Origin of the sequence: Mesorhizobium sp. WSM1497, from assembly GCF_001672455.2 — a bacterium.
Lineage (GTDB): Bacteria > Pseudomonadota > Alphaproteobacteria > Rhizobiales > Rhizobiaceae > Mesorhizobium > Mesorhizobium ciceri.
On the sequence record NZ_CP021070.1, the window covers coordinates 1244135 to 1264775 of the forward strand.

Below are 20641 nucleotides of genomic sequence, written 5' to 3' on the forward strand. Positions count from 1 at the left end.
AAAGGCCGGTTGCCCGGCCTTTTTCATCACAAACGAATTGGCTTCAGCCGATCACCATCGTCAGCCGATCTTCTGGCCGGTCTTGGCCCAGTCGGCGAGGAAGGCGGCGAGGCCCTTGTCGGTCAGCGGATGGTTGACCAGGGCCTTCAGGGTCGCCGGCGGCGCGGTCACGACGTCGGCGCCGATCAGTGCCGCCTGCTTGACGTGGTTCACGGTGCGCACCGAGGCGACGAGGATCTCGGTCTGGAAATCGTAATTATCATAGATCTGCCGGATTTCCTGGATCAGCTCCATGCCGTCGATGCCGATGTCGTCGATGCGGCCGACGAAGGGCGAGATGAACGAGGCGCCGGCCTTGGCCGCAAGCAGCGCCTGGTTGGCCGAAAAGCACAGGGTGACGTTGACCAGGCGGTTCATCTCGGTGCGGATCGTCTTGCAGGCCTTGAGGCCGTCCAGCGTCAGCGGCACCTTGATGCAGACATTGTCGGCGATCTTGGCCAGAACCTTGGCCTGCTGCATCATCTCGGAATATTCGGTGGCGGTGACTTCAGCCGAGACCGGACCCTTGACGATGTCGCAAATCTGTTTGGTGACCTCGGCGATCTTGCCGCCGGATTTGAGGATCAGCGACGGATTGGTGGTGACGCCGTCGAGCAGCCCCAGATCGTTCAGCTCACGGATATCCTTGACGTCGGCGGTGTCGACAAAAAATTTCATGGCGGGTCTCCTGAAGATTTTCATGTGCATGTCATGCACATTTGGGGTCGGCCTTTGATCTAGACCAAAGTCAGGGCAAGGTCACGCCTCATGATCGAAGATTCGCCCTTTGTCGCAGCCGCACCGGTGCTGGTGCCGATGCCCGCCGAACGCCCCTACACCTACGCCGTGCCGGCCGGCATGCGCGTGGCGCCGGGCTCGATCGTGCGCGTGCCGCTCGGTCCGCGCCAGGTCGCCGGCATCGTCTGGGATGGCGCGGTCGAGAAGGTCGACGCGAAAAAGCTGCGTCCTATCGAACAGGTCTTCGACTGCCCGCCGATCGACCGCGCGATGCGCCGTTTCGTCGACTGGGTGGCGCAGTACACGCTATCGCCGCCCGGCATGGTGGCGCGCATGCTGCTCAGGGCGCCGGAGGCTTTCGACCCCGAACCGTGGATCGAGGGGTTGCAGCGCACGCTTCTCGCACCTGACCGGATGACGGGCGCCAGGCAGCGCGTGCTGGAGACGGCCGAAGGCGGCCTTGCCTGGACGCGCTCCGGCCTCGCTCACGCCGCCGGCGTGTCCTCGACGGTGATCGACGGCCTGAGGGCGCAAGGCGTGTTCGAGACCGTGATGATCCCGCCGCGCCCGGTGGTGGCCGCGCCCGATCCCGGCTACGCTATTCCGGAACTGATGCCGGACCAGGGCGCCGCGGCGCAGATGCTGCGCGCCAATGTCGCAGCCGGCGTGTTCAACGTCGCGCTGCTCGACGGCGTCACCGGATCCGGTAAGACCGAGGTCTATTTCGAGGCTGTGGCGGCTGCGCTCGACCAGGGCAGGCAGGTGCTGATCCTGCTGCCGGAAATCGCGCTGACGCATGCCTTTCTCGAGCGCTTCCAGCAGCGCTTCGGCGCCAAGCCGGGCGAATGGCATTCCGACCTGCCGCCGCGGATGCGCGAGCGGGTTTGGCGGCAAGTGGCGGAGGGCGGCGTGCGGGTCGTCGCCGGCGCGCGCTCGGCGCTGTTCCTGCCGTTCAAGGAGCTCGGCCTTATCGTCGTCGACGAGGAGCACGACCCTGCCTACAAGCAGGAGGACCGCGTCTTCTACAATGCGCGCGACATGGCGGTGGTGCGCGGCCATATCGGCAGCTTCCCCGTGGTGCTGGCGTCGGCGACGCCGTCGGTCGAAAGCCGGGTCAATGCCAGCCAAGGTAAATATAACAGGGCGGTGCTTTCCGCTCGCTTCGCCGAGGCAGCACTTCCGCATCTGAAGGCGGTCGACATGCGGCGTGCGCCGCCGGCGCGTGGCGGTTTCCTGTCGCCGGTTCTGCTCGACCAGATGCGCCAGACGCTGGAGAGGCAGGAGCAATCGCTGCTGTTCCTCAACCGGCGCGGCTATGCGCCACTGACGCTGTGCCGGGTCTGCGGCCATCGCTTCGGCTGCCCGGTCTGCTCGGCCTGGCTGGTCGAGCACCGGTTTCGCGGGCAACTCGTCTGCCATCATTGCGGCCACAATGAGCGCCGCCCCGAAGCCTGCCCGGAATGCGGCACGCTGGATCATCTGGTCGCCTGCGGGCCGGGTGTCGAGCGCATCGCCGAGGAGGTCGTGACGCATTTCCCCGACGCGCGCACCATCGTCTTGTCGTCCGACCTGATGGGCGGCGTGCGGCGGCTGCGGCTGGAACTGGAGGCGATCGCCGATGGCGAGGCCGACATCGTCATCGGCACGCAGCTCGTTGCCAAGGGCCACAATTTCCCGAACATGACCCTTGTCGGCGTCGTCGATGCCGATCTCGGCCTTGCCAATGGCGATCCGCGTGCCGCCGAGCGCACCTTCCAGCTGCTTAGCCAGGTCACCGGCCGCGCCGGCCGCACCGGCAAGAAGAGCCTGGGACTGCTGCAGACCTTTCAGCCCGACCATCCGGTGATGCGGGCGATCGTCTCCGGCGACGCAGAGGCTTTTTACGAGCGCGAGATTGCCGAGCGCGAACGGGCCGCCCTGCCGCCGTTCGGCCGGCTGGCCGGTGTCATCGTCAGCGCGGTGACGCGGGCCGAAGCCGAAGGCCATGCACGCGGCCTGCGCCGCGCCGCGCCCGAGGCGTCAGATCTGTTCGTGCTCGGCCCGGCGGAGGCGCCGTTGTCACTGCTCGGCGGCCGTCACCGGTTCCGCCTGCTGATCCAAGGCGAACGGCGCGCCGACATGCAAGGATTTATTCGTGCGATGCTGGCCAACGGGCCGAAGCAGCGCGGTTCGGTCCGGGTGCAGGTCGACATCGACCCGCAGAGTTTTTTGTAAGGTTGCGCTTTCAGCGATAGGTTGCCCGCAAGCCAGCGAGATGTGGAAACTCATATGAAGACCCTTGGCCTGCTCGGCGGCATGAGCTGGGAATCGACCGCCATCTACTATCGCCTGCTCAACGAGATCGTGCGCGAACGGCTGGGTGGGCTGCATTCGGCGAAACTGCTTCTGTGGTCGTTCGACTTTGCCGAGATCGCCGAGCGGCAGCATCACGGCGATTGGGACGGTGCCGGCGTGCTCCTCGTAGAAGCGGCGCGCAAGCTTGAGGCCGGCGGCGCGGAAGGTCTGCTTTTGTGCACCAACACCATGCACAAACTGGCCGATCAGGTGCAGGCGTCGGTGTCGATCCCGCTGATCCACATCGCCGATGCCACCGCAGTGGCGGTCAAGCGTGCCGGAATGCAGCGTCCGGCGCTGCTGGCGACGCGCTTCACCATGGAGCAGGATTTCTACAAAGGCCGGCTCGCTGACAGATTTGGCTTGGACCCCGTGGTGCCTGATGCGGCCGGGCGCGACATGGTGCACCGTGTCATCTACGAGGAACTGTGCCAGGGCATCGTCACCGAAACATCCAAGGCGGCCTATATCGCCGAGACAGAACGCCTGCGCCGCGAAGAGGCGGCCGACAGCGTCATCATGGGCTGCACCGAGATCACCATGCTCATCGGCCAGCAGGATTTCGACATCCCGGTCTTCGACACGACGCGCATCCATGCCGAGGCGGCTGTGGAATTCGCGCTCGGTTGATGCGCGCTGCCTAAAGTACCTGGACCCATCTGGCGCGGGGGCTTTCCTCCGTTAGAATGCCCGGAATTTCAAAACAGGCATTTCGAGGGGACAAGATGGATTTTGCGCTTCCATGGCCGACGAGCCAGGGCGAATGGCTGGCGTGGTCGAGCGCCGTCTTCACGGTGCTGCTCGGGCTTTTGTTCTTCCTAGCGCCGGGTCTCGCCTTTCGTGCCCTGCGCCTGCAGGTCAAGCCAGAGAAGGCTGCGGCGATCGCCGAGGGGCGCGGCAGGATGTCGGGCTTTTATCTGGGTGTCGGCCTGTGCTGTATCCTGCTGGCGCAGCCGCTGATCTACATGGCGCTTGGCTTCTCCTGGCTGTTCACTGCCTTCGGCCGGCTGCTGTCGATGATGTCTGATGGCGCCAACACGCCTTTCAATTGGGTTTCCATTGTGCTGGAATTGGTCCTGGCGGCGTTGCCGCTCGCCTTCGCCTTCGGCTTTCTGCCCTGAATCATTGGGTATTCCGCGATGGAAGACGGGCGACTTTCGCCGGATGCGACAATAGTGCCTGAAAACCATGCGGAACGACGCATTGCGGTCTTAAAATGCCTGTGCTAGACGGCAATCGACTTTCGGCCGGGGATAGCGGAAGCCGCGCCTCCGTGCTCGAAAAAATGCAGTAAGGTCAAAGATTTAGCCAGAGTTTTTGCTCGCGCCAACAATCTACGGCCTGTCAGACAAGAGAAAAGACGGTCCGTGGCTCAATCGTCATCGCCAATCTCAGGTGTCGCAGAACGCTATGCGGGTTCGCTGTTCGAACTCGCCCTGCAGGCAAATTCCGTGGCCAAGGTCGAAGCCGACCTCAACAGTTTCGAAATCATGCTCGCGGGCAGCGCTGATCTCACCCGGCTGATCAACAGCCCGGTGTTCTCCAGCGAGGACCAGGCGAAGGCCATCGCGGCGATCGCCGACAAGGCCGGGATCACCGGCCTTACCGGAAATTTCCTGCGTGTCGTCGCCCGCAACCGCCGGCTGTTCGCCATTCTCGGCATGATCAGGGCGTTCCGCCAGATATCAGCCGAACACCGTGGCGAGACCGCTGCTGAAGTGACGTCGGCTCACGCGCTGACGGCTGTCCAGCAGACCGAACTCAAGGCGGCGCTGAAGAGCGTTGCCGGCAAGGATGTGGCTATCTCCGTCACCGTCGATCCGTCGCTGCTCGGCGGGCTGGTGGTCAAGATGGGCTCGCGCCAGATCGATACGTCGCTCAAAACCAAACTCAATTCGCTCAAGCTTGCACTGAAAGAGGTCGGCTGATGGACATCCGCGCCGCGGAAATTTCCGCAATTCTGAAAGACCAGATCAAGAATTTCGGCAAGGAGGCCGAGGTCTCCGAAGTTGGACAGGTGCTGTCCGTCGGTGACGGTATCGCTCGTGTCTACGGCCTCGACAATGTCCAGGCCGGCGAGATGGTCGAATTCCCCGGCGGCATCCGCGGCATGGCGCTCAACCTCGAAGCCGACAATGTCGGCGTCGTCATCTTCGGCGCCGACCGCGACATCAAGGAAGGCGACATCGTCAAGCGCACCGGCGCCATCGTCGATGTTCCCGTCGGCCCAGGCCTGCTCGGCCGCGTTGTCGATGCGCTCGGCAATCCGATCGATGGCAAGGGTCCGATCAAGGCAGTCGAGCGCAAGCGCGTCGACGTCAAGGCGCCCGGCATCATCCCGCGCAAATCGGTGAACGAGCCGATGTCGACCGGTCTCAAGGCCATCGATGCGCTGATCCCGGTCGGTCGCGGCCAGCGCGAGCTGGTCATCGGCGATCGCCAGACCGGCAAGACCGCCATCATCCTCGACACGATGCTCAACCAGAAGTCGGTGCACGACAACGGCCCCGAGAAGGAAAAGCTCTACTGCGTCTACGTCGCCGTCGGCCAGAAGCGCTCGACCGTCGCGCAGTTCGTCAAGGTGCTGGAAGAGCGCGGCGCGCTCGAATACTCGATCATCATCGCCGCCACCGCTTCCGACCCGGCGCCGATGCAGTTCCTGGCGCCGTTCGCCGGCTGCACCATGGGTGAATATTTCCGCGACAACGGCATGCACGCGCTGATCAGCTATGACGATCTGTCGAAGCAGGCCGTCGCCTATCGCCAGATGTCGCTGCTGCTGCGCCGCCCGCCGGGCCGCGAAGCCTATCCGGGCGACGTGTTCTACCTGCACTCGCGCCTGCTCGAGCGCGCCGCCAAGCTCAACGACGATCTGGGCGGCGGGTCGCTGACCGCTCTGCCGATCATCGAGACGCAGGCCAACGACGTGTCGGCCTACATCCCGACCAACGTGATCTCGATCACCGACGGCCAGATCTTCCTCGAAACCAACCTGTTCTTCCAGGGCATCCGTCCTGCGGTGAACGTCGGTCTGTCGGTGTCGCGCGTCGGCTCGGCCGCGCAGATCAAGGCGATGAAGCAGGTTGCCGGCTCGATCAAGGGCGAGCTCGCGCAGTACCGCGAAATGGCGGCCTTCGCGCAGTTCGGCTCGGATCTCGACGCTGCCACGCAGCGCCTGCTCAACCGCGGATCGCGCCTGACCGAACTCCTGAAGCAGCCGCAGTTCTCGCCGCTGAAGACGGAAGAGCAGGTCGCGGTGATCTTCGCCGGCGTTAACGGTTATCTCGACAAGCTGCCGGTCAACCAGGTCGGCAAGTTCGAGCATGGCCTGCTCAGCCACATGCGTGCGGCCGGCAAGGACGTTCTCGACGCCATCCGCAAGGAAAAGGCACTGTCGGACGATCTGCGCGCCAAGCTGAAGGCCGAGATCGACGCTTTCGCCAAGACCTTCGCCTGAGCGAAGCGACAAGACGGGATCAGGTTTGAAGCATGCCTTCATTAAAAGACCTTCGTAACCGTATCGCCTCGGTCAAGGCGACGCAGAAGATCACCAAGGCGATGCAGATGGTCGCTGCGGCGAAGCTGCGCCGTGCGCAAGAGGCTGCGGAAGCGGCGCGCCCCTATTCGGAGCGCATGGGTTCCGTGCTGGCCAACATCACCCAGGCGATCGGCGGCGGTGGCGATGCCCCGGCGCTGATGACCGGCACCGGCAAGGATGATGTGCATCTGCTCGTCGTCTGCACCGCCGAGCGCGGCCTGTGCGGCGGCTTCAATTCGCAGATCGCCCGTCTTGCCCGCGACCACATCCGCAAGCTTTTGGCCGACGGCAAGCAGGTCAAGATCATCTGCGTCGGCAAGAAGGGTTTCGACATCCTGCGCCGCGACTACGCGTCGCTGATCATCGATCGCGTCGATCTGCGCGAGGTCAAGACACTCGGTTTCGTCAATGCCGATGCCATCGCCAAGAAGGTCATCCATCTCTTCAACGAGGGCGGCTTCGACATCTGCACGCTGTTCTATTCGCAGTTCAAGTCGGTGATCAGCCAGATCCCGACCGCGCAGCAGATCATTCCGGCGGGCGTTGCTTCGGCTCAGGCGGAAGTGACGGATGGCGGCAACGCTGTCTATGAATACGAACCGGAGCCGGGCGAAATCCTCTCCGATCTCATTCCGCGCAACATCTCGGTGCAGGTTTTCCGGGCACTGCTCGAAAACGCGGCCGGCGAGATGGGCGCCAAGATGAGCGCCATGGACAATGCGACGCGCAACGCCGGCGAGATGATCAACAAGTTGTCGATCACCTATAACCGCCAGCGGCAGGCGCAGATCACCAAGGAACTGATCGAAATCATTTCGGGCGCCGAGGCGCTCTAGGCGCGGTCCGCGGGTTTTTTGCCCGCGACCGGACCGCGTGAGAAACAAAGGACGAAAAAGGGTAAAGACGATGGCGAAAGCAGCGACCCCCCAGAAGGCAGCCCCCAAGGCCGCAGCCGCGAAGGCAGCAGCCCCCGCGAAGGCGGCAAAGGCTCCAGCAGCAGCCGCGAAGGCGGCCCCGGCCAAGGCAGCAGCACCGGCGAAGACCGCAGCTGCCAAGACATCGGCAGTGGCCAGCAAGGCAACCGGCGTTGTCGGCAAGGTCCGCCAGGTCATCGGCGCCGTCGTCGACGTGCAGTTCGGCGATCACCTGCCGGCGATCCTGAACGCGCTCGAGACGACCAATGTCGGCAACCGTCTGGTGCTCGAAGTCGCCCAGCACCTGGGTGAAAACACCGTGCGCTGCATCGCCATGGACTCGACCGAAGGTCTGGTTCGCGGCCAGGAAGTGCGTGACACCGGCGCGCCGATCACCGTGCCGGTCGGCCCGGGCATGCTCGGCCGCATCATCAACGTCATCGGCGAGCCGGTCGACGAAGAAGGCCCGGTCGACGCGATCGAAATGCGCTCCATCCACCAGCCGGCTCCGACCTATGTCGAGCAGTCGACGGAAGCACAGATCCTGATCACCGGCATCAAGGTGCTCGACCTCTTGGCTCCCTACGCCAAGGGCGGCAAGATCGGCCTGTTCGGCGGCGCCGGCGTCGGCAAGACCGTGCTGATCCAGGAACTGATCAACAATATCGCCAAGGCGCATGGCGGCTATTCGGTGTTCGCCGGCGTCGGCGAGCGCACCCGCGAAGGCAACGATCTCTATCACGAGTTCATCGAATCCGGCGTCAACAAGAAGGGCGGCGGCGAAGGCTCCAAGGCCGCGCTCGTCTACGGCCAGATGAACGAGCCGCCGGGCGCGCGCGCCCGCGTCGGCCTGACCGGCCTGACGGTTGCGGAGTATTTCCGCGACCAGGGCCAGGACGTGTTGTTCTTCGTCGACAACATCTTCCGCTTCACGCAGGCTGGCTCGGAAGTGTCGGCTCTGCTCGGCCGTATTCCTTCGGCCGTGGGCTATCAGCCGACGCTCGCCACCGACATGGGCGCGCTGCAGGAACGCATCACCACCACCACCAAGGGCTCGATCACCTCCGTGCAGGCCATTTACGTGCCCGCCGACGACTTGACCGATCCGGCGCCGGCGACCTCGTTCGCCCACCTTGACGCGACCACGACGCTGAACCGCGCCATCGCCGAAAAGGGCATCTATCCGGCCGTCGATCCGCTGGATTCGACCTCGCGCATGCTCGACCCGCTGGTCGTCGGCGACGAGCATTATGGCGTCGCCCGCCAGGTGCAGTCGATCCTCCAGCGCTACAAGTCGCTGCAGGACATCATCGCCATCCTGGGCATGGACGAGCTGTCGGAAGAAGACAAGCAGACCGTGGCCCGCGCCCGCAAGATCGAGCGCTTCCTGTCGCAGCCCTTCTTCGTCGCCGAAGTGTTCACCGGCGCCCCGGGCAAGCTGGTCGACCTCGCCGACACCATCAAGGGCTTCAAGGGCCTCTGCAACGGCGACTACGATCACCTTCCGGAAGCTGCCTTCTACATGGTCGGCGGCATCGAGGAAGCGGTCGAGAAAGCACAGCGCCTCGCGGCTGAAGCGGCGTAATCAAGCGAATAGCGAATAGGGAGTAGCGAATAGGGAATATGGGCCGGCGAATTCTTCTTCTGACTACTCGCTGCTCGCTATTCGCTATTCGCTAAATTGATCATGGCTGAAGCTTTCAAGTTCGAACTGGTCTCGCCGGAGCGCCTGCTTGTTTCCGAGCAGGTTGAATCCGTCGTCATTCCGGGAGCCGAAGGCGAGATGACCGTGATGGCGCATCACGCGCCGGTCATGACGACGATCAAGCCGGGTGTCGTCACCGTAAAGACCGCAGCGGGCGGCGAAGAACGCTATGTGGTGTTCGGCGGCTTCGCCGACATCGTTCCGGCCGGCTGCACGCTGCTGGCAGAATCGGCTGTCGCGGTGAAGGATGTCGACCGCGCCGATCTCGCGCGCCGCATCCAGGAAGCCAAAGAAGACGCCACTGATGCCAAGGACGACGAGGCTCGCAGCAAGGCGGAACAGTTCCTTAGCCAGCTCACCACGCTGGAAGGCGCCATCCTGCCGGCTTGAAATTCGGTTCGATGAAAGAGTAAAAAGCGGGGCCTTGCCTCGCTTTTTTGTTTAAATGCCCAAGGCTGCGAAAGCCAATGTCGGGCCGTCTCGTCGCAGGTGGACGAGATGCACGGCCACGAGCTCGATCAAGGTCTGGCGCTCGGCATGGTCCCTGGCGAAGCCGGCGAGGTCGAACACCGCGGTCACGGTTTCGTTCGCCGGCAGTTGCTCGCCCAAAAGTGCCGTCAACGCCGCGTCGAGTGGGTCGGTGAAATGGCCCTCCGGCAAGGTTTTTCCTCGTGCGGCGCAAGCAGCGATCCAGGCAGCCACCACCAACGTGAGATGGACCAGCTCGGTACCGGCTTCTAGACATTCGATGGCGGAAGCGACGATGCGCTGCGGCAATTTCTGGCTGCCGTCATTGGCGATCTGAGCCGTACGGTGGGCAAGTGCAGTGTTGGCAAAACGCTCAGCGAGCTCCGCGGTGTAAGCGCTCGTGTCGAGCCCGGCATCCTCGGGCAGGGTCGGGATGGCTTCGGCCCACAATGCATCGACGAATTGCCGGATCGCCGGGTCGGCGAAGGCGCGGTCGACGGTGGCATGACCGCTGAGCAGGCCAAGATAGGCGATGGCCGAATGCGAGCCGTTGAGCAGCCTGAGCTTCATGTCCTCGAACGGGCCGACGTCGCGAACCATGGTGACGCCGAACTGTTCCCAGTCTGGGCGGCCCGCTGGGAAATTGTCTTCGACCACCCATTGGCAGAACGGCTCGGTCATGACAGGCCAAGCGTCCTCGGCACCGAGTTCTTCAGCGATCCGCGCCCGATCGGCATCGGTGGTTGCCGGCACGATGCGGTCGACCATGCTTGAAGGAAAGGCGACCTGATGGGCGATGTGATCGGCAATTCCGACATCACTCGATTGGGCGAGCCCGGCATCTCGCAACTGGGCGAATTCAACCAACAGCCGATGCAGCGTGGCGCCGTTGGCCGGCAGATTGTCGCAACAGAGCACGGTAAAGGGCGGCGTGCCGGCGGCGCGTCGCCGGGCAAGCGCCTCGGTCAGGAAACCATGCGCTGTCTTCGGCATCTGCGGATTGGCCAGATCATGGGCGATATCGGGATGAGCAGCGTCCAATCCGCCGCCAGCCGCCCTCAGATAGGCCTTTTCGGTGATCGTAAGCGTGACGATGCGGGTGCGCGGATCGGTCAGCGCGGCCACTACCGCGCCCGGATCCTCCGGCGCCACCAGCATCGCGGTAATCGAGCCGATGACCTGAAGTTTTTCGGTAACACTGCTTCTGATCGCCAGCGTGTAGAGCCCATCCTGCGGCGTGAGCGCGTCGCGCGTGTCGGTACTGCGCAGCGAAACGCCTGTTATGCCCCAATCCGTCTCGCCAGCCGCCAGGCAATCGTCGACATAGGCGGCCTGGTGGGCGCGATGGAAGGCGCCGACGCCGAGATGCACGATGCCCGGGACGACGCGGCTGCGGTCATACGAGGGTGTCGCGATCGAAGCCGGCAATGCGCGCACCGTCTTCGTGGAAAGGCGTTCGGTCGTCGTGGTGCGACTGGTCTGGTCGGATGACATAAGTGGCCTCGGCAGGGATCGGCAAAGCGGCGTAACATTCGATTTCCCGCCACACAATGGGCCGAAAAGTCATCATACAACAATCTAATTTTTGTATGTTGACATTATTTCTTGCCGCCCCTACCGATAGCGGCCCTGGGAGGATTGCCGTGCCACTGACCGATGCGGATCTGCTGTTTCCCGCCGATGCGCATTCGCGCTCGGTTGCCCGCGATCTCTATGCCGGGATCAAGGACCTGCCCCTGGTCAGCCCGCATGGCCACACCGATCCGCGTTGGTATGCGCTGAACGAGCCTTTTACGGATCCGGCGCAACTGCTCATCGTTCCGGATCACTACATTTTCCGCATGCTGTTCAGCCAAGGCATCCGCCTTGAGGATCTCGGCGTGGCGACGCTGGACGGCGCGCCGGTCGAGACCGACGGCAGGGCGATCTGGCGGCTTTTTGCCGAGCACTATTATCTGTTTCGGGGCACACCGACCCGGCTGTGGTTCGATCATGTGCTTGCCGATCTGTTCGGCATCGACGAGCCGCTGACCGCAGCGACCGCCGACCGCCACTACGACGCCATCGCGACGCTGCTGCAGTGGGAGAATTTCCGCCCGCGCGCCCTGTTCGAGCGCTTCAACATCGAGGTCATCGCGACCACGGAAGGCGCGCTCGACGATCTCAAATGGCACCAGATGATCCGCGACAGCGGCTGGCAGGGCCGTGTGGTCACGGCTTACCGTCCCGACGCCGTCGTCGATCCCGACTTCGAGGGGTTTTCAACCAATCTCGACCGGCTCGGCGAGATCACCGGCTGCGACACCGGCAGCTGGGCAGGCTATCTCGATGCGCATCGCCAGCGGCGCGCCTTCTTCAAAAGCTTCGGCGCGACCTCGTCCGACCATGGCCATCCGACGGCCGAGACCGCCAATCTTTCGGATGCTGCAGCGCAGGAGCTGTTCAATCGCGTTCGCCGTGGCTCCGACGACGAGCGCGAACGGAAACTGTTCCGCGCCCAGATGCTGACCGAGATGGCCAAGATGAGCCTCGACGACGGGCTGGTGCTGCAGATCCATCCCGGCTCCTGGCGCAATCATTCGTCGGCTGTTTTCCAAAAATTCGGCCGCGACAAGGGTTTCGATATCCCGACCCGGACCGACTATGTGACGGCGCTGAAGCCACTGCTCGACTGCGTCGGACTTGAGCGCGACCTCACAATCGTTCTCTTCACGCTCGACGAAACAAGCTATGCGCGCGAACTGGCGCCACTCGCCGGTGTCTACCCGGCGCTGAAGCTCGGGCCGGCCTGGTGGTTCCACGACAGCCCGGAAGGCATGCGGCGCTTCCGCGAGATGACCACCGAGACCGCCGGCTTCTACAACACGGTCGGCTTCAACGACGACACCCGTGCCTTTCCCTCGATCCCGGCGCGCCACGATGTGGCGCGGCGGGTCGACTGCGCGTTCCTGGCGCGTCTCGTCGCCGAGCATCGGCTGCGCGAGGACGAGGCGCATGAGCTGGCGCGGGAGCTTGCCTATACACTTGCGAAAAAGGCCTACCGGCTCTGAGCCGGGCGTTTTGGTTTTCATAGGGAGGAAGTCATGTTGCATCTTTCGAAATTGACGGCAGTCACATTCGTTTTCGGCTCGTTGCTGGTCGGCATTGCCAACGCCGAAACCGTGCTGCGGTCGTCCGATACCCATCCCGACGGCTATCCAACCGTCGAAGCGGTCAAATATATGGGCGAGCTGATCAAGCAGCGCACCAATGGCCGCTATTCGGTCGAGGTCTATCATTCGGCGCAGCTCGGCGAGGAGAAGGACACGATCGAGCAGACGCAAACCGGCGTCATCGATCTCAACCGCGTCTCCATGGGGCCGTTCAACGGCATCGTTCCGCAAACCGCGGTGCCGTCGCTGCCCTACATGTTCCGCTCCGTCGAGCATATGCGCCATGTCATGGACGGGCCGATCGGGGACGAGATCCTGAAAGCCTTTGAGACTCACGACCTTGTCGGTCTCGCCTTCTACGATTCCGGGGCACGCTCCTTCTACAACACCAAGAAGGACATCACCTCGATGGCCGACATGAAGGGCATGAAGTTCCGCGTCATCCAGTCCGACGTGTTCGTCGACATGGTCAATGCGTTGGGCGCCAACGCCACGCCGATGGCCTATGGCGAGGTCTATTCGGCTTTGCAGACAGGCGTCATCGACGGCGCCGAGAACAACTGGCCGAGCTTCGAGTCCGCCAAGCATTTCGAGGTCGCCAAGCATTACACGCTCGACCAGCACCAGATCGTGCCCGAGGTTCTGGTGATGTCGAAGGCGAGCTGGGACAAGCTCGCCCCGGAAGACCAGGCGATCGTGCGGCAGGCGGCCAAGGACAGCGTCGTCAAGATGCGTGAATTGTGGGACGCGCAGGAGAAGAAGTCGCGCGACATCGTCGAGAAAGCCGGCGTCAAGGTCAGTGAGATCGACAAGCAGCCGCTGATCGATGCGATGAAGCCGGTCTACGAGAAATATCTCTCGACCCCCGAGTTGAAAGATCTCGCCGCGCGCATCCAGGCGACCAAATAATCCGTTCGCGGCAATGGTGGCGCGAGCTTGCGCGCCACCGTCCAGTGGGAAGCGCGCATATGAAACCATTCTGGCTGGCAATAGAACGGCTGCTGTCACGGCTGGCGAGGCTTGCGCTGTGGGTCAGCGGCATCGGCCTGACGCTGATGACGGTGATCATCTTCTGGCAGGTGTTCTCACGCTATGTGCTCAACAGTTCGCCAAGCTGGACGGAACCCTTCTCGGTGATTTTGATGGGGTGGTTCATCTTTTTGGGCGCGGCCGTCGGTGTCCGCGAACGCACGCATCTGGGCTTCGATGTGCTGCTCTATTTCCTGCCGCCCGCCGCAAAGGCGGTACTGCGCAGCATTTCGGATGTCGTCGTGCTCGCCTTCGGTCTCGGCATGATCGTCTACGGCGCCCAGCTCACCCGGCTGACATGGAACACGGTGATGCCGTCTCTCGCTTTCCCGGGCGGCGTCAGTTTCCTGCCGGTCATCCTGGGCGGCGCGCTTGTCTGCCTGTTTTCGCTCGAGCGGCTTGCCGGGCGGTTTGCCGGACTGCCGGTCGATGCCGATCAATACGCCACGGGCGAGGAGGGTCTCTAGATGGCATTGACGGTTCTGTTCGGCACCTTCGTCTTTCTTCTGATCATCGGCACACCGATCGCCTTCTGCCTCGGTGTCGCCAGCTTCGCCACGGTTCTGGTGCTGGGGCTGCCGCCGCTGGTGGTGTTCCAGCGCCTCAACTCCGGTGTCAGCGTGTTTTCGCTGATGGCCATCCCGTTCTTCATCTTCGCCGGTGACCTGATGGTGCGCGGCGGCATTGCCGCCCGCCTTGTTGCGCTGGCCGGGGCGTTGGTCGGCCACCTGCGAGGCGGGCTCGGCCAGGTCAACATCGCCGCCTCGACCATGTTCGGCGGCATTTCCGGCTCGGCGGTGGCCGATGCCTCCGCGGTCGGCGGGCTGATGATCCCGCAGATGAAGGCGCGCGGCTACGGCGTCGATTATGCTGTCAACATCACTTCGGTCGGCGCCATCATTGCGCTGCTGATACCGCCTTCGCACAACATGATCATTTATTCGATTTCGGCCGGCGGCCGGATCTCGATCGCCGATCTGTTCACCGCCGGCATCATACCGGGCCTGCTGCTGGCGCTATCTCTGATGGTCACGGCCTATTGGGTCGCCAGCCGCCGCGCCTATCCGACCGAGCCGTTCGCCGGCTTCGGCAGGGCGCTGCAATTGCTCGTTGCCGCAATTCCCGGGCTGATCCTGATCGGCATCATCTTCGGCGGCGTTCGCTCCGGCGTCTTCACCGCCACCGAAAGCTCCTGCATCGCCATCGTCTATGCTTTCCTGGTGACCCTGCTGATCTATCGCTCAATGAGCTGGAACGACTTCGTCACCGCGACCACCGCTGCCGTGCGCACAACCGCAATGGTGCTGATGATCATCGGCTGCGCCGCCGCCTTTGGCTGGCTGCTGGCCTATCTCCGGGTGCCGGCCGCTCTGGTCGCCTTCCTGCAGTCGGTATCCGACAACAAGCTGGTCATCCTGCTGTTGATCAACGTCGTGCTTCTCATCCTCGGCACGTTCATGGACATGTCGCCGCTGATCATCATCACCACGCCGATCTTCCTGCCGGTGGTCATGGCCTACGGCGTCGATCCGGTGCATTTCGGCGTGATCCTCATTCTCAATCTCGGCATCGGCTTGTGCACACCGCCGGTGGGGGCCGTGCTGTTCGTCAGCTGCGCGATCGGTCGGATCCCGATCTGGACGGCGATGCGTTCGATCTGGCCATTCTATGGGGCGGCTTTCGCTGTGTTGATGCTTGTCACCTACGTGCCGGAAATTTCGTTGTGGTTGCCGCACCTGTTCCACTAGAGCAGTTCACGGGAACGGCGAACTGCTCTAACCCTTTGTTTTGACGCAATTCCGGACGGAAACCGTTTCACATTTTTCCTGGAATTGCTTTAGGAGACCATCACGTGTCCGCTGCATCCGCCGATCTCAAGGTCGAGAGAAAACCCAAGCTGTCGGAGACCGTCGTTGCGGCGATCCGCAAGCAACTGCAGGCGGGCGAAATCCTGCCTGGCCACAAATTGCCAACCGAGGGCCAGCTGACCGAGACCTTCGGCGTCAGCCGCACCGTCATCCGCGAGGCGCTGGCCAAGCTTGCCGCCGACGGCCTGGTCGAGCCGCGTCAAGGCGCCGGCGTCTTCGTCACCGAGCATCTCTCGACGATGTTCGGAGCGCTTGCCGCCGACATGGGAGCCAAGGATTCGATCGCGCTCAACGTGCTCGAGGTACGCCTGGCAATCGAGATCGAGTCGGCCGGGATCGCCGCTATTCGTCGCAACGCCGCGCAGGAGGCGGCGATCCAGGAAGCCTTCTTCGAATTCGAGCGGCTGCTGCTTGCCAGCGAGCCGACCGGCCCGGCCGACCTCGCTTTCCACCGCGCCATCGCCAGCGCGACCAACAACCCATTCTATGTCGAGATGCTCGACGTGCTCGGCCGGCGCGCCATTCCGTGCGACGTGACCTCGCCCTGGTCGACCGAACTGGCGCAATCCGACAGCTACCAGCGCGGGCTGCAGCGCGAACACCTGGTGATCCTCAATGCGATCACATCGGGCGATGCCGAAGCGGCGCGCGAGGCAATGCGCGCGCACCTCACAGCCAGCCAGCAGCGCTACCGCGAACGCCTGCATGCGCGGCAGGCTTTCTATGCCAGTTCGGTCAGGGCCGCCGCCGGCGAATGACCCATTTCAAGTCAGGACGAAAATGAGCCAGAGCCATACCGATTACACATCCCGCTTTGCCATAGACCCGGTTGCCGCCGCGGCGATGGGAACCGATGAACTCCGTCACAATTTCCACATTGACGGCCTGTTCCAGTCCGGCCGCATCAGCCTGACCTACACCCACTACGACCGCATGATCGTCGGCGGCGCCGTGCCGATAGGCTCGCCGCTCCAACTGGAGGCGATCAAGCCGACCGGCACCAAAGGTTTCCTCGACCGGCGCGAGTTGATCGCCGTCAACATCGGTGGCGTGGGCGTCATCACGGCCGGCGGCCAGTCCTTCGAATTGCAGGCGCGCGACATGCTCTATCTCGGCATGGGCACACAGGATGTGTCCTTCGCCTCAGCGGATGAGGGGGCGCCGGCGAAGTTCTATCTGCTCAGCGCGCCGGCGCATCTGGCTCATCCCAGCCGGCTGATCCGCATCGGCGATGCAAAGCGCCTCGATCTTGGCAGCAAGGATGCCTGCAACGAGCGTTCGATCTTCCAGTTCATCCATGCCGATGGCGCAAAGACCTGCCAGCTGGTGGTCGGCATGACCCAACTGGCGCCGGGCTCTATCTGGAACACCATGCCTTGCCATGTGCATGACCGGCGCATGGAGGCCTATCTCTATTTCGACCTGGCCGAGACGGCGCGCGTCTTCCACTTCATGGGCGAGCCGGACGAAACGCGCCATATCGTCATGGCCAACGAAGAGGCCGTGCTGTCGCCGGGCTGGTCGATCCACTCCGGCGCCGGCACTTCCAATTATGCGTTCATCTGGGCGATGGCCGGCGACAATGTCGACTACACCGATGTCGACCCGGTGGCGTTAGGCGATCTGCGGTGAGCGACCCCTTCAGCCTTGCCGGAAAACGTATCCTGGTCACCGGCGCCAACACCGGCATCGGCCAGGGCATCGCCGTATCGATCGCACGCGCCGGCGGCACGGTGATCGGCGTCGGTCGCTCGTCGATGGACGATACGGCCAGAAAGATCGCAACGATGGGCGGGCAATTCGAGGCGGTGAGCGCCGATCTTGCCGACACGTCAGCCGCCGGCCCCTTGCTCGACCGCGTCTGGGACGAAAGCGGCCCGCTCGACGGGCTGGTCAACAATGCCGGCATCATCCGGCGCGCCGATGCCGTCGATATCAGCGAGACCGATTGGGACGACGTCATGGACGTCAATCTGAAGACGGTTTTTTTGCTCTGCCAAAGCTTTGCCAGGCGTGCCTTGGCCGCTGAGCGGACAGGCAAGATCGTCAACATTGCCTCCGTGCTGAGCTTTCAGGGCGGCATCCGCGTCGCGTCCTACACCGCCTCGAAGCATGGCGTGCTGGGCACCACCCGGCTGCTTGCCTGCGAATGGGCGCAAAAAGGCATCAACGTCAACGCTATCGCGCCAGGCTATATCGAAACCAACAACACGCAGGCGCTGCGCGCCGATCCCGACCGCAGCGCCGCTATCCTGGCGCGCATCCCGGCCGGTCGCTGGGGCGAGGCGGGCGACATTGGCGATGCCGCCGTCTTCCTGCTGGCGCCGGCGTCGAACTACATGCATGGCGCGGTGGTGCCGGTGGATGGTGGCTGGCTGGCGCGCTAGGTTTTGACGCAATTCCGGGCGGAAACCGTTTCACACTTTTCCTGGAATTGCTCTGAGGAGACGACGATGACCGCAAAGATCTTCGCGCATGCCGGCGAGGGCGCCTGGACGGCGACACCGGACGGCAACAGGCGCCGCATTCTCCTGCACACTGACGAGTTGATGCTGGTCGAATTCGGCTTCGACAAGGGTGGCGTCGGCGCCCTGCATTCGCACCCGCACGTCCAGGCAAGTTACGTCGCCGAGGGCCGCTTCGAGGTGACCATCGACGGTCGGACCGAGATCGTTGGGACGGGCGGGAGTTTCATCGTGCCGTCGGGCCTGGTGCACGGCGTCAAGGCGCTGGAAGCGGGGCGGCTGGTCGACAGCTTTACGCCGCACCGGGCCGATTTCCTCGGCTAGAGCATTTCACCGTTTCACGGAAACGGCGAGCTGCTCTAACTCTTTGTTTTGACGCAATTCTAGACGGAAAACCGCTTCACACTTTTCCTGGAATTGCTCTAACGAGGGGTAAGAGATCGAGTGGGGAATGACCCGCACCCCAGAAAGAGGCGCGGGTTTGTTGCCTGGGCGCTTGTGGCGCCGCGGTACTCAAGACATCACCGCAGGATGAGGACCCTGCCGCACCGTGGTGAAGATAGTCTTAATGCACCGGGGCTGCGTAGCTCGGTCGGTCAGGTGATATGCCGCAGGAGGCTGAAAAGCCGCTCGAACGTCTTGCCGTAGGGCGGGCGCAGCAGGCTTCCCGCGCTCAGCCGCGACTGCAGGAAAACCGGTTTCTCCTTGCTGAAGGTGCGAAAGCCCCATTCGCCGTGATAGGCGCCCATGCCGCTGGCGCCGACGCCGCCGAAAGGCTGGTTTTCCTGTACCAGATGCAGCATGCAGTCGTTGACGGTGACGCCGCCGGCAATTGTCTCGCGCAGGATGCGTTGACGGTTGCCGCTGTCGCAGCCGAACCAGTAGAGTGCCAGCGGGCGGTCGGCCCCGTTCACATGGGCGATCGCCTCGTCGATCCCGGTGTATTCTACGATGGGCAGCACCGGCCCAAAGATCTCTTCGCGCATCAGCCGCAGGTTTGCGCCGGCATTGCGGACCAGGGTCGGCAGCAACTTCCCGCTATTGGCGTCAAGTTCCTCGCCGGCCGGGTTGATTTCGGTGACATCGGCGCCGGCGTCAAGCGCTTCAGTGACCATGTCGCGCAGGCGCTGGTGGTGCCGATCGCTGATGATGGCGGTATAATCGGGGTTGTCGCGCAGGGTCGGGTAGAGCTTAGCGATCGCCGTTGCGAGCCTGGCAGCGACCGTGCCTGCTTGCCCCTTCGGCACCAGAAGGTAATCCGGCGCGATACAGGTCTGCCCGGCATTCAACAGCTTACCGTAGGCAATGCTCGATACTGCCGCGTCGAGGTCGCATGACGGATCGAAGATTGCCGGCGACTTGCCGCCGAGTTCGAGCGTGACCGGGGTCAGGTTGGCGGCCGCGGCGATCGCGACCTGGCGTCCGACCGCGGTCGAGCCGGTGAACAGCAAATGATCGAAAGGCATCGACACGAAGGCCTTTCCCATCTCCGCATCGCCGCTGATGACGCTGAGCTCATCGGCTGCGAAATGCTCGGCAACGAGTTTGGCCAGCAGCGCGGAAAATGCCGGCGTCAATTCGGAAGGTTTTATGAGCACGCGATTGCCGGCCGCGAGTGCCGCGATGACCGGCGCGACGGCGAGCTGGAAAGGATAATTCCAGGGCGACACGATGCCGATGACACCGAGCGGCTGCGGGATGAGGCGATTTCTGCCGGGCAGGAACGGCATGGTGGTGGCAACGCGGCGTTCGCGCATCCAGCCCCTGAGGTGCGACAGCGCGTGGCGGATGCCGGCACGTACGACGAACAGTTCCGCAAGACGCGTCTCATGCGCGGAACGGCCGCCAAAGTCAGTGTCGATGGCGGTGCAGATGTCGGCTTCATGCCGCTCGGTCAGCGCGAGCAGGCGTTTGAGGCGATCCTTGCGAACGTCAAAGTTGGGGAAAGACTGCGCCTCGAAGGCGGCGCGCTGCAGGTGGAACCGCTCGGCGAGAACATTCTGTCTGGTCTGCAGCATCGCGCCCTCCCTGGCTTGCCGGGCCAAGCTTACATTGCTGGGTGAAGGAATCCAGCGAGGTGAAGGTGTCGCAAGGGAAGGCGCAGGCTGCAGGCGACCTGTTCCTGTTGTGGCACGATGACAGCTGCGCTAAGGCATGGTGCCCACGCCAGAGAGTCGTCTTGACCGGTTTCCACATCCTCTCCAGTCTACGAAATTCCAGCCCGGTGTCCGCCTGATGCTGATATCGGCGACGAGCATCTTGGCCATGGACCCCAAGCGGCGCGTTCCGCGCCGCGCGGCCCAGCGGAATTGCGGATGAAGGGCGCTCACAGGCTTGAGGCTGCGTTTGGAGCGGCTGCGCGAAGGGTTATGCGGGAGTTCCTGCGGTTCG

Annotated in this window: 19 protein-coding genes; 16 read left to right on the forward strand and 3 right to left on the reverse strand. The window is 63.5% G+C overall.

Annotation, left to right across the window (positions count from 1 at the left end):
- Positions 1–60 precede the first annotated feature (60 nt).
- Positions 61–717: a fructose-6-phosphate aldolase gene (fsa, locus tag A9K65_RS06065; RefSeq protein ID WP_013529031.1), complete on the reverse strand. Its 657-nt coding sequence runs from the start codon at positions 715–717 to the stop codon at positions 61–63.
- A 90-nt stretch (positions 718–807) separates the two neighbouring features.
- On the opposite strand from fsa, the gene A9K65_RS06070 reads away from it, so the two are divergent.
- The 8 genes from A9K65_RS06070 to A9K65_RS06105 all read left to right on the forward strand — a co-directional run bounded on the left by A9K65_RS06070 (position 808) and on the right by A9K65_RS06105 (position 9658).
- Positions 808–2991: a primosomal protein N' gene (locus A9K65_RS06070; protein WP_063173288.1), complete on the forward strand. Its 2184-nt coding sequence runs from the start codon at positions 808–810 to the stop codon at positions 2989–2991.
- A 54-nt stretch (positions 2992–3045) separates the two neighbouring features.
- On the forward strand, positions 3046–3741 hold the full coding sequence (locus A9K65_RS06075) for an aspartate/glutamate racemase family protein (RefSeq protein WP_013529033.1): 696 nt from the start codon (positions 3046–3048) through the stop codon (positions 3739–3741).
- Between the two features lie 95 nt (positions 3742–3836).
- Positions 3837–4232 (forward strand): DUF4345 family protein, encoded by a 396-nt coding sequence (locus A9K65_RS06080; protein ID WP_013529034.1) that lies wholly within the window; start codon positions 3837–3839, stop codon positions 4230–4232.
- A 246-nt stretch (positions 4233–4478) separates the two neighbouring features.
- Entirely contained in the window at positions 4479–5039 is a 561-nt protein-coding gene (locus A9K65_RS06085; RefSeq protein ID WP_064995944.1) for a F0F1 ATP synthase subunit delta, read from the forward strand.
- Positions 5039–6568, forward strand: a complete 1530-nt coding sequence (atpA, locus tag A9K65_RS06090) for a F0F1 ATP synthase subunit alpha (protein WP_013529036.1) — start codon at positions 5039–5041, stop codon at positions 6566–6568. Before A9K65_RS06085 ends, atpA begins: the two co-directional genes overlap by 1 nt.
- A gap of 32 nt (positions 6569–6600) precedes the next feature.
- Positions 6601–7485 carry a F0F1 ATP synthase subunit gamma gene (locus tag A9K65_RS06095; RefSeq protein WP_013529037.1) on the forward strand — a complete coding sequence of 295 codons (885 nt, stop codon included), beginning with the start codon at positions 6601–6603 and terminating at the stop codon, positions 7483–7485.
- 70 nt (positions 7486–7555) lie between these two features.
- Positions 7556–9148 carry a F0F1 ATP synthase subunit beta gene (gene atpD, locus A9K65_RS06100; protein WP_024504228.1) on the forward strand — a complete coding sequence of 531 codons (1593 nt, stop codon included), beginning with the start codon at positions 7556–7558 and terminating at the stop codon, positions 9146–9148.
- A gap of 102 nt (positions 9149–9250) precedes the next feature.
- The gene (locus A9K65_RS06105) at positions 9251–9658 is read left to right on the forward strand and encodes a F0F1 ATP synthase subunit epsilon (RefSeq protein ID WP_013529039.1); all 408 of its coding nucleotides are present in this window, start codon (positions 9251–9253) and stop codon (positions 9656–9658) included.
- A 51-nt stretch (positions 9659–9709) separates the two neighbouring features.
- On the opposite strand, the gene A9K65_RS06110 is transcribed toward A9K65_RS06105, so the two are convergent.
- Positions 9710–11230 carry a mannitol dehydrogenase family protein gene (locus A9K65_RS06110; RefSeq protein WP_064995943.1) on the reverse strand — a complete coding sequence of 507 codons (1521 nt, stop codon included), beginning with the start codon at positions 11228–11230 and terminating at the stop codon, positions 9710–9712.
- 95 nt (positions 11231–11325) lie between these two features.
- Between A9K65_RS06110 and uxaC the strand changes: the two genes are divergently transcribed.
- From uxaC to A9K65_RS06150, 8 genes are all read left to right on the forward strand, one after another.
- Complete coding sequence (gene uxaC, locus A9K65_RS06115; RefSeq protein WP_064995942.1) at positions 11326–12786, forward strand: glucuronate isomerase; 1461 nt, start codon at positions 11326–11328, stop codon at positions 12784–12786.
- A 33-nt stretch (positions 12787–12819) separates the two neighbouring features.
- Positions 12820–13797, forward strand: a complete 978-nt coding sequence (locus A9K65_RS06120; protein ID WP_024504231.1) for a TRAP transporter substrate-binding protein — start codon at positions 12820–12822, stop codon at positions 13795–13797.
- A gap of 59 nt (positions 13798–13856) precedes the next feature.
- Positions 13857–14384: a TRAP transporter small permease gene (locus A9K65_RS06125; protein WP_013529043.1), complete on the forward strand. Its 528-nt coding sequence runs from the start codon at positions 13857–13859 to the stop codon at positions 14382–14384.
- On the forward strand, positions 14385–15665 hold the full coding sequence (locus A9K65_RS06130; RefSeq protein WP_013529044.1) for a TRAP transporter large permease: 1281 nt from the start codon (positions 14385–14387) through the stop codon (positions 15663–15665).
- A gap of 104 nt (positions 15666–15769) precedes the next feature.
- Positions 15770–16543, forward strand: coding sequence for a FadR/GntR family transcriptional regulator (locus A9K65_RS06135; RefSeq protein WP_013529045.1), 774 nt, complete (start codon positions 15770–15772; stop codon positions 16541–16543).
- Positions 16544–16565: 22 nt separating this feature from the next.
- Complete coding sequence (gene kduI / locus A9K65_RS06140) at positions 16566–17417, forward strand: 5-dehydro-4-deoxy-D-glucuronate isomerase (RefSeq protein ID WP_064995941.1); 852 nt, start codon at positions 16566–16568, stop codon at positions 17415–17417.
- Positions 17414–18172: a 2-dehydro-3-deoxy-D-gluconate 5-dehydrogenase KduD gene (kduD, locus tag A9K65_RS06145; RefSeq protein ID WP_064995940.1), complete on the forward strand. Its 759-nt coding sequence runs from the start codon at positions 17414–17416 to the stop codon at positions 18170–18172. Before kduI ends, kduD begins: the two co-directional genes overlap by 4 nt.
- A gap of 66 nt (positions 18173–18238) precedes the next feature.
- Positions 18239–18574, forward strand: coding sequence for a cupin domain-containing protein (locus A9K65_RS06150; protein WP_013529048.1), 336 nt, complete (start codon positions 18239–18241; stop codon positions 18572–18574).
- 272 nt (positions 18575–18846) lie between these two features.
- Here A9K65_RS06150 and A9K65_RS06155 read toward each other — a convergent pair whose 3' ends face one another.
- Positions 18847–20268 carry a coniferyl aldehyde dehydrogenase gene (locus tag A9K65_RS06155; protein WP_064995939.1) on the reverse strand — a complete coding sequence of 474 codons (1422 nt, stop codon included), beginning with the start codon at positions 20266–20268 and terminating at the stop codon, positions 18847–18849.
- Positions 20269–20641 lie beyond the last annotated feature (373 nt).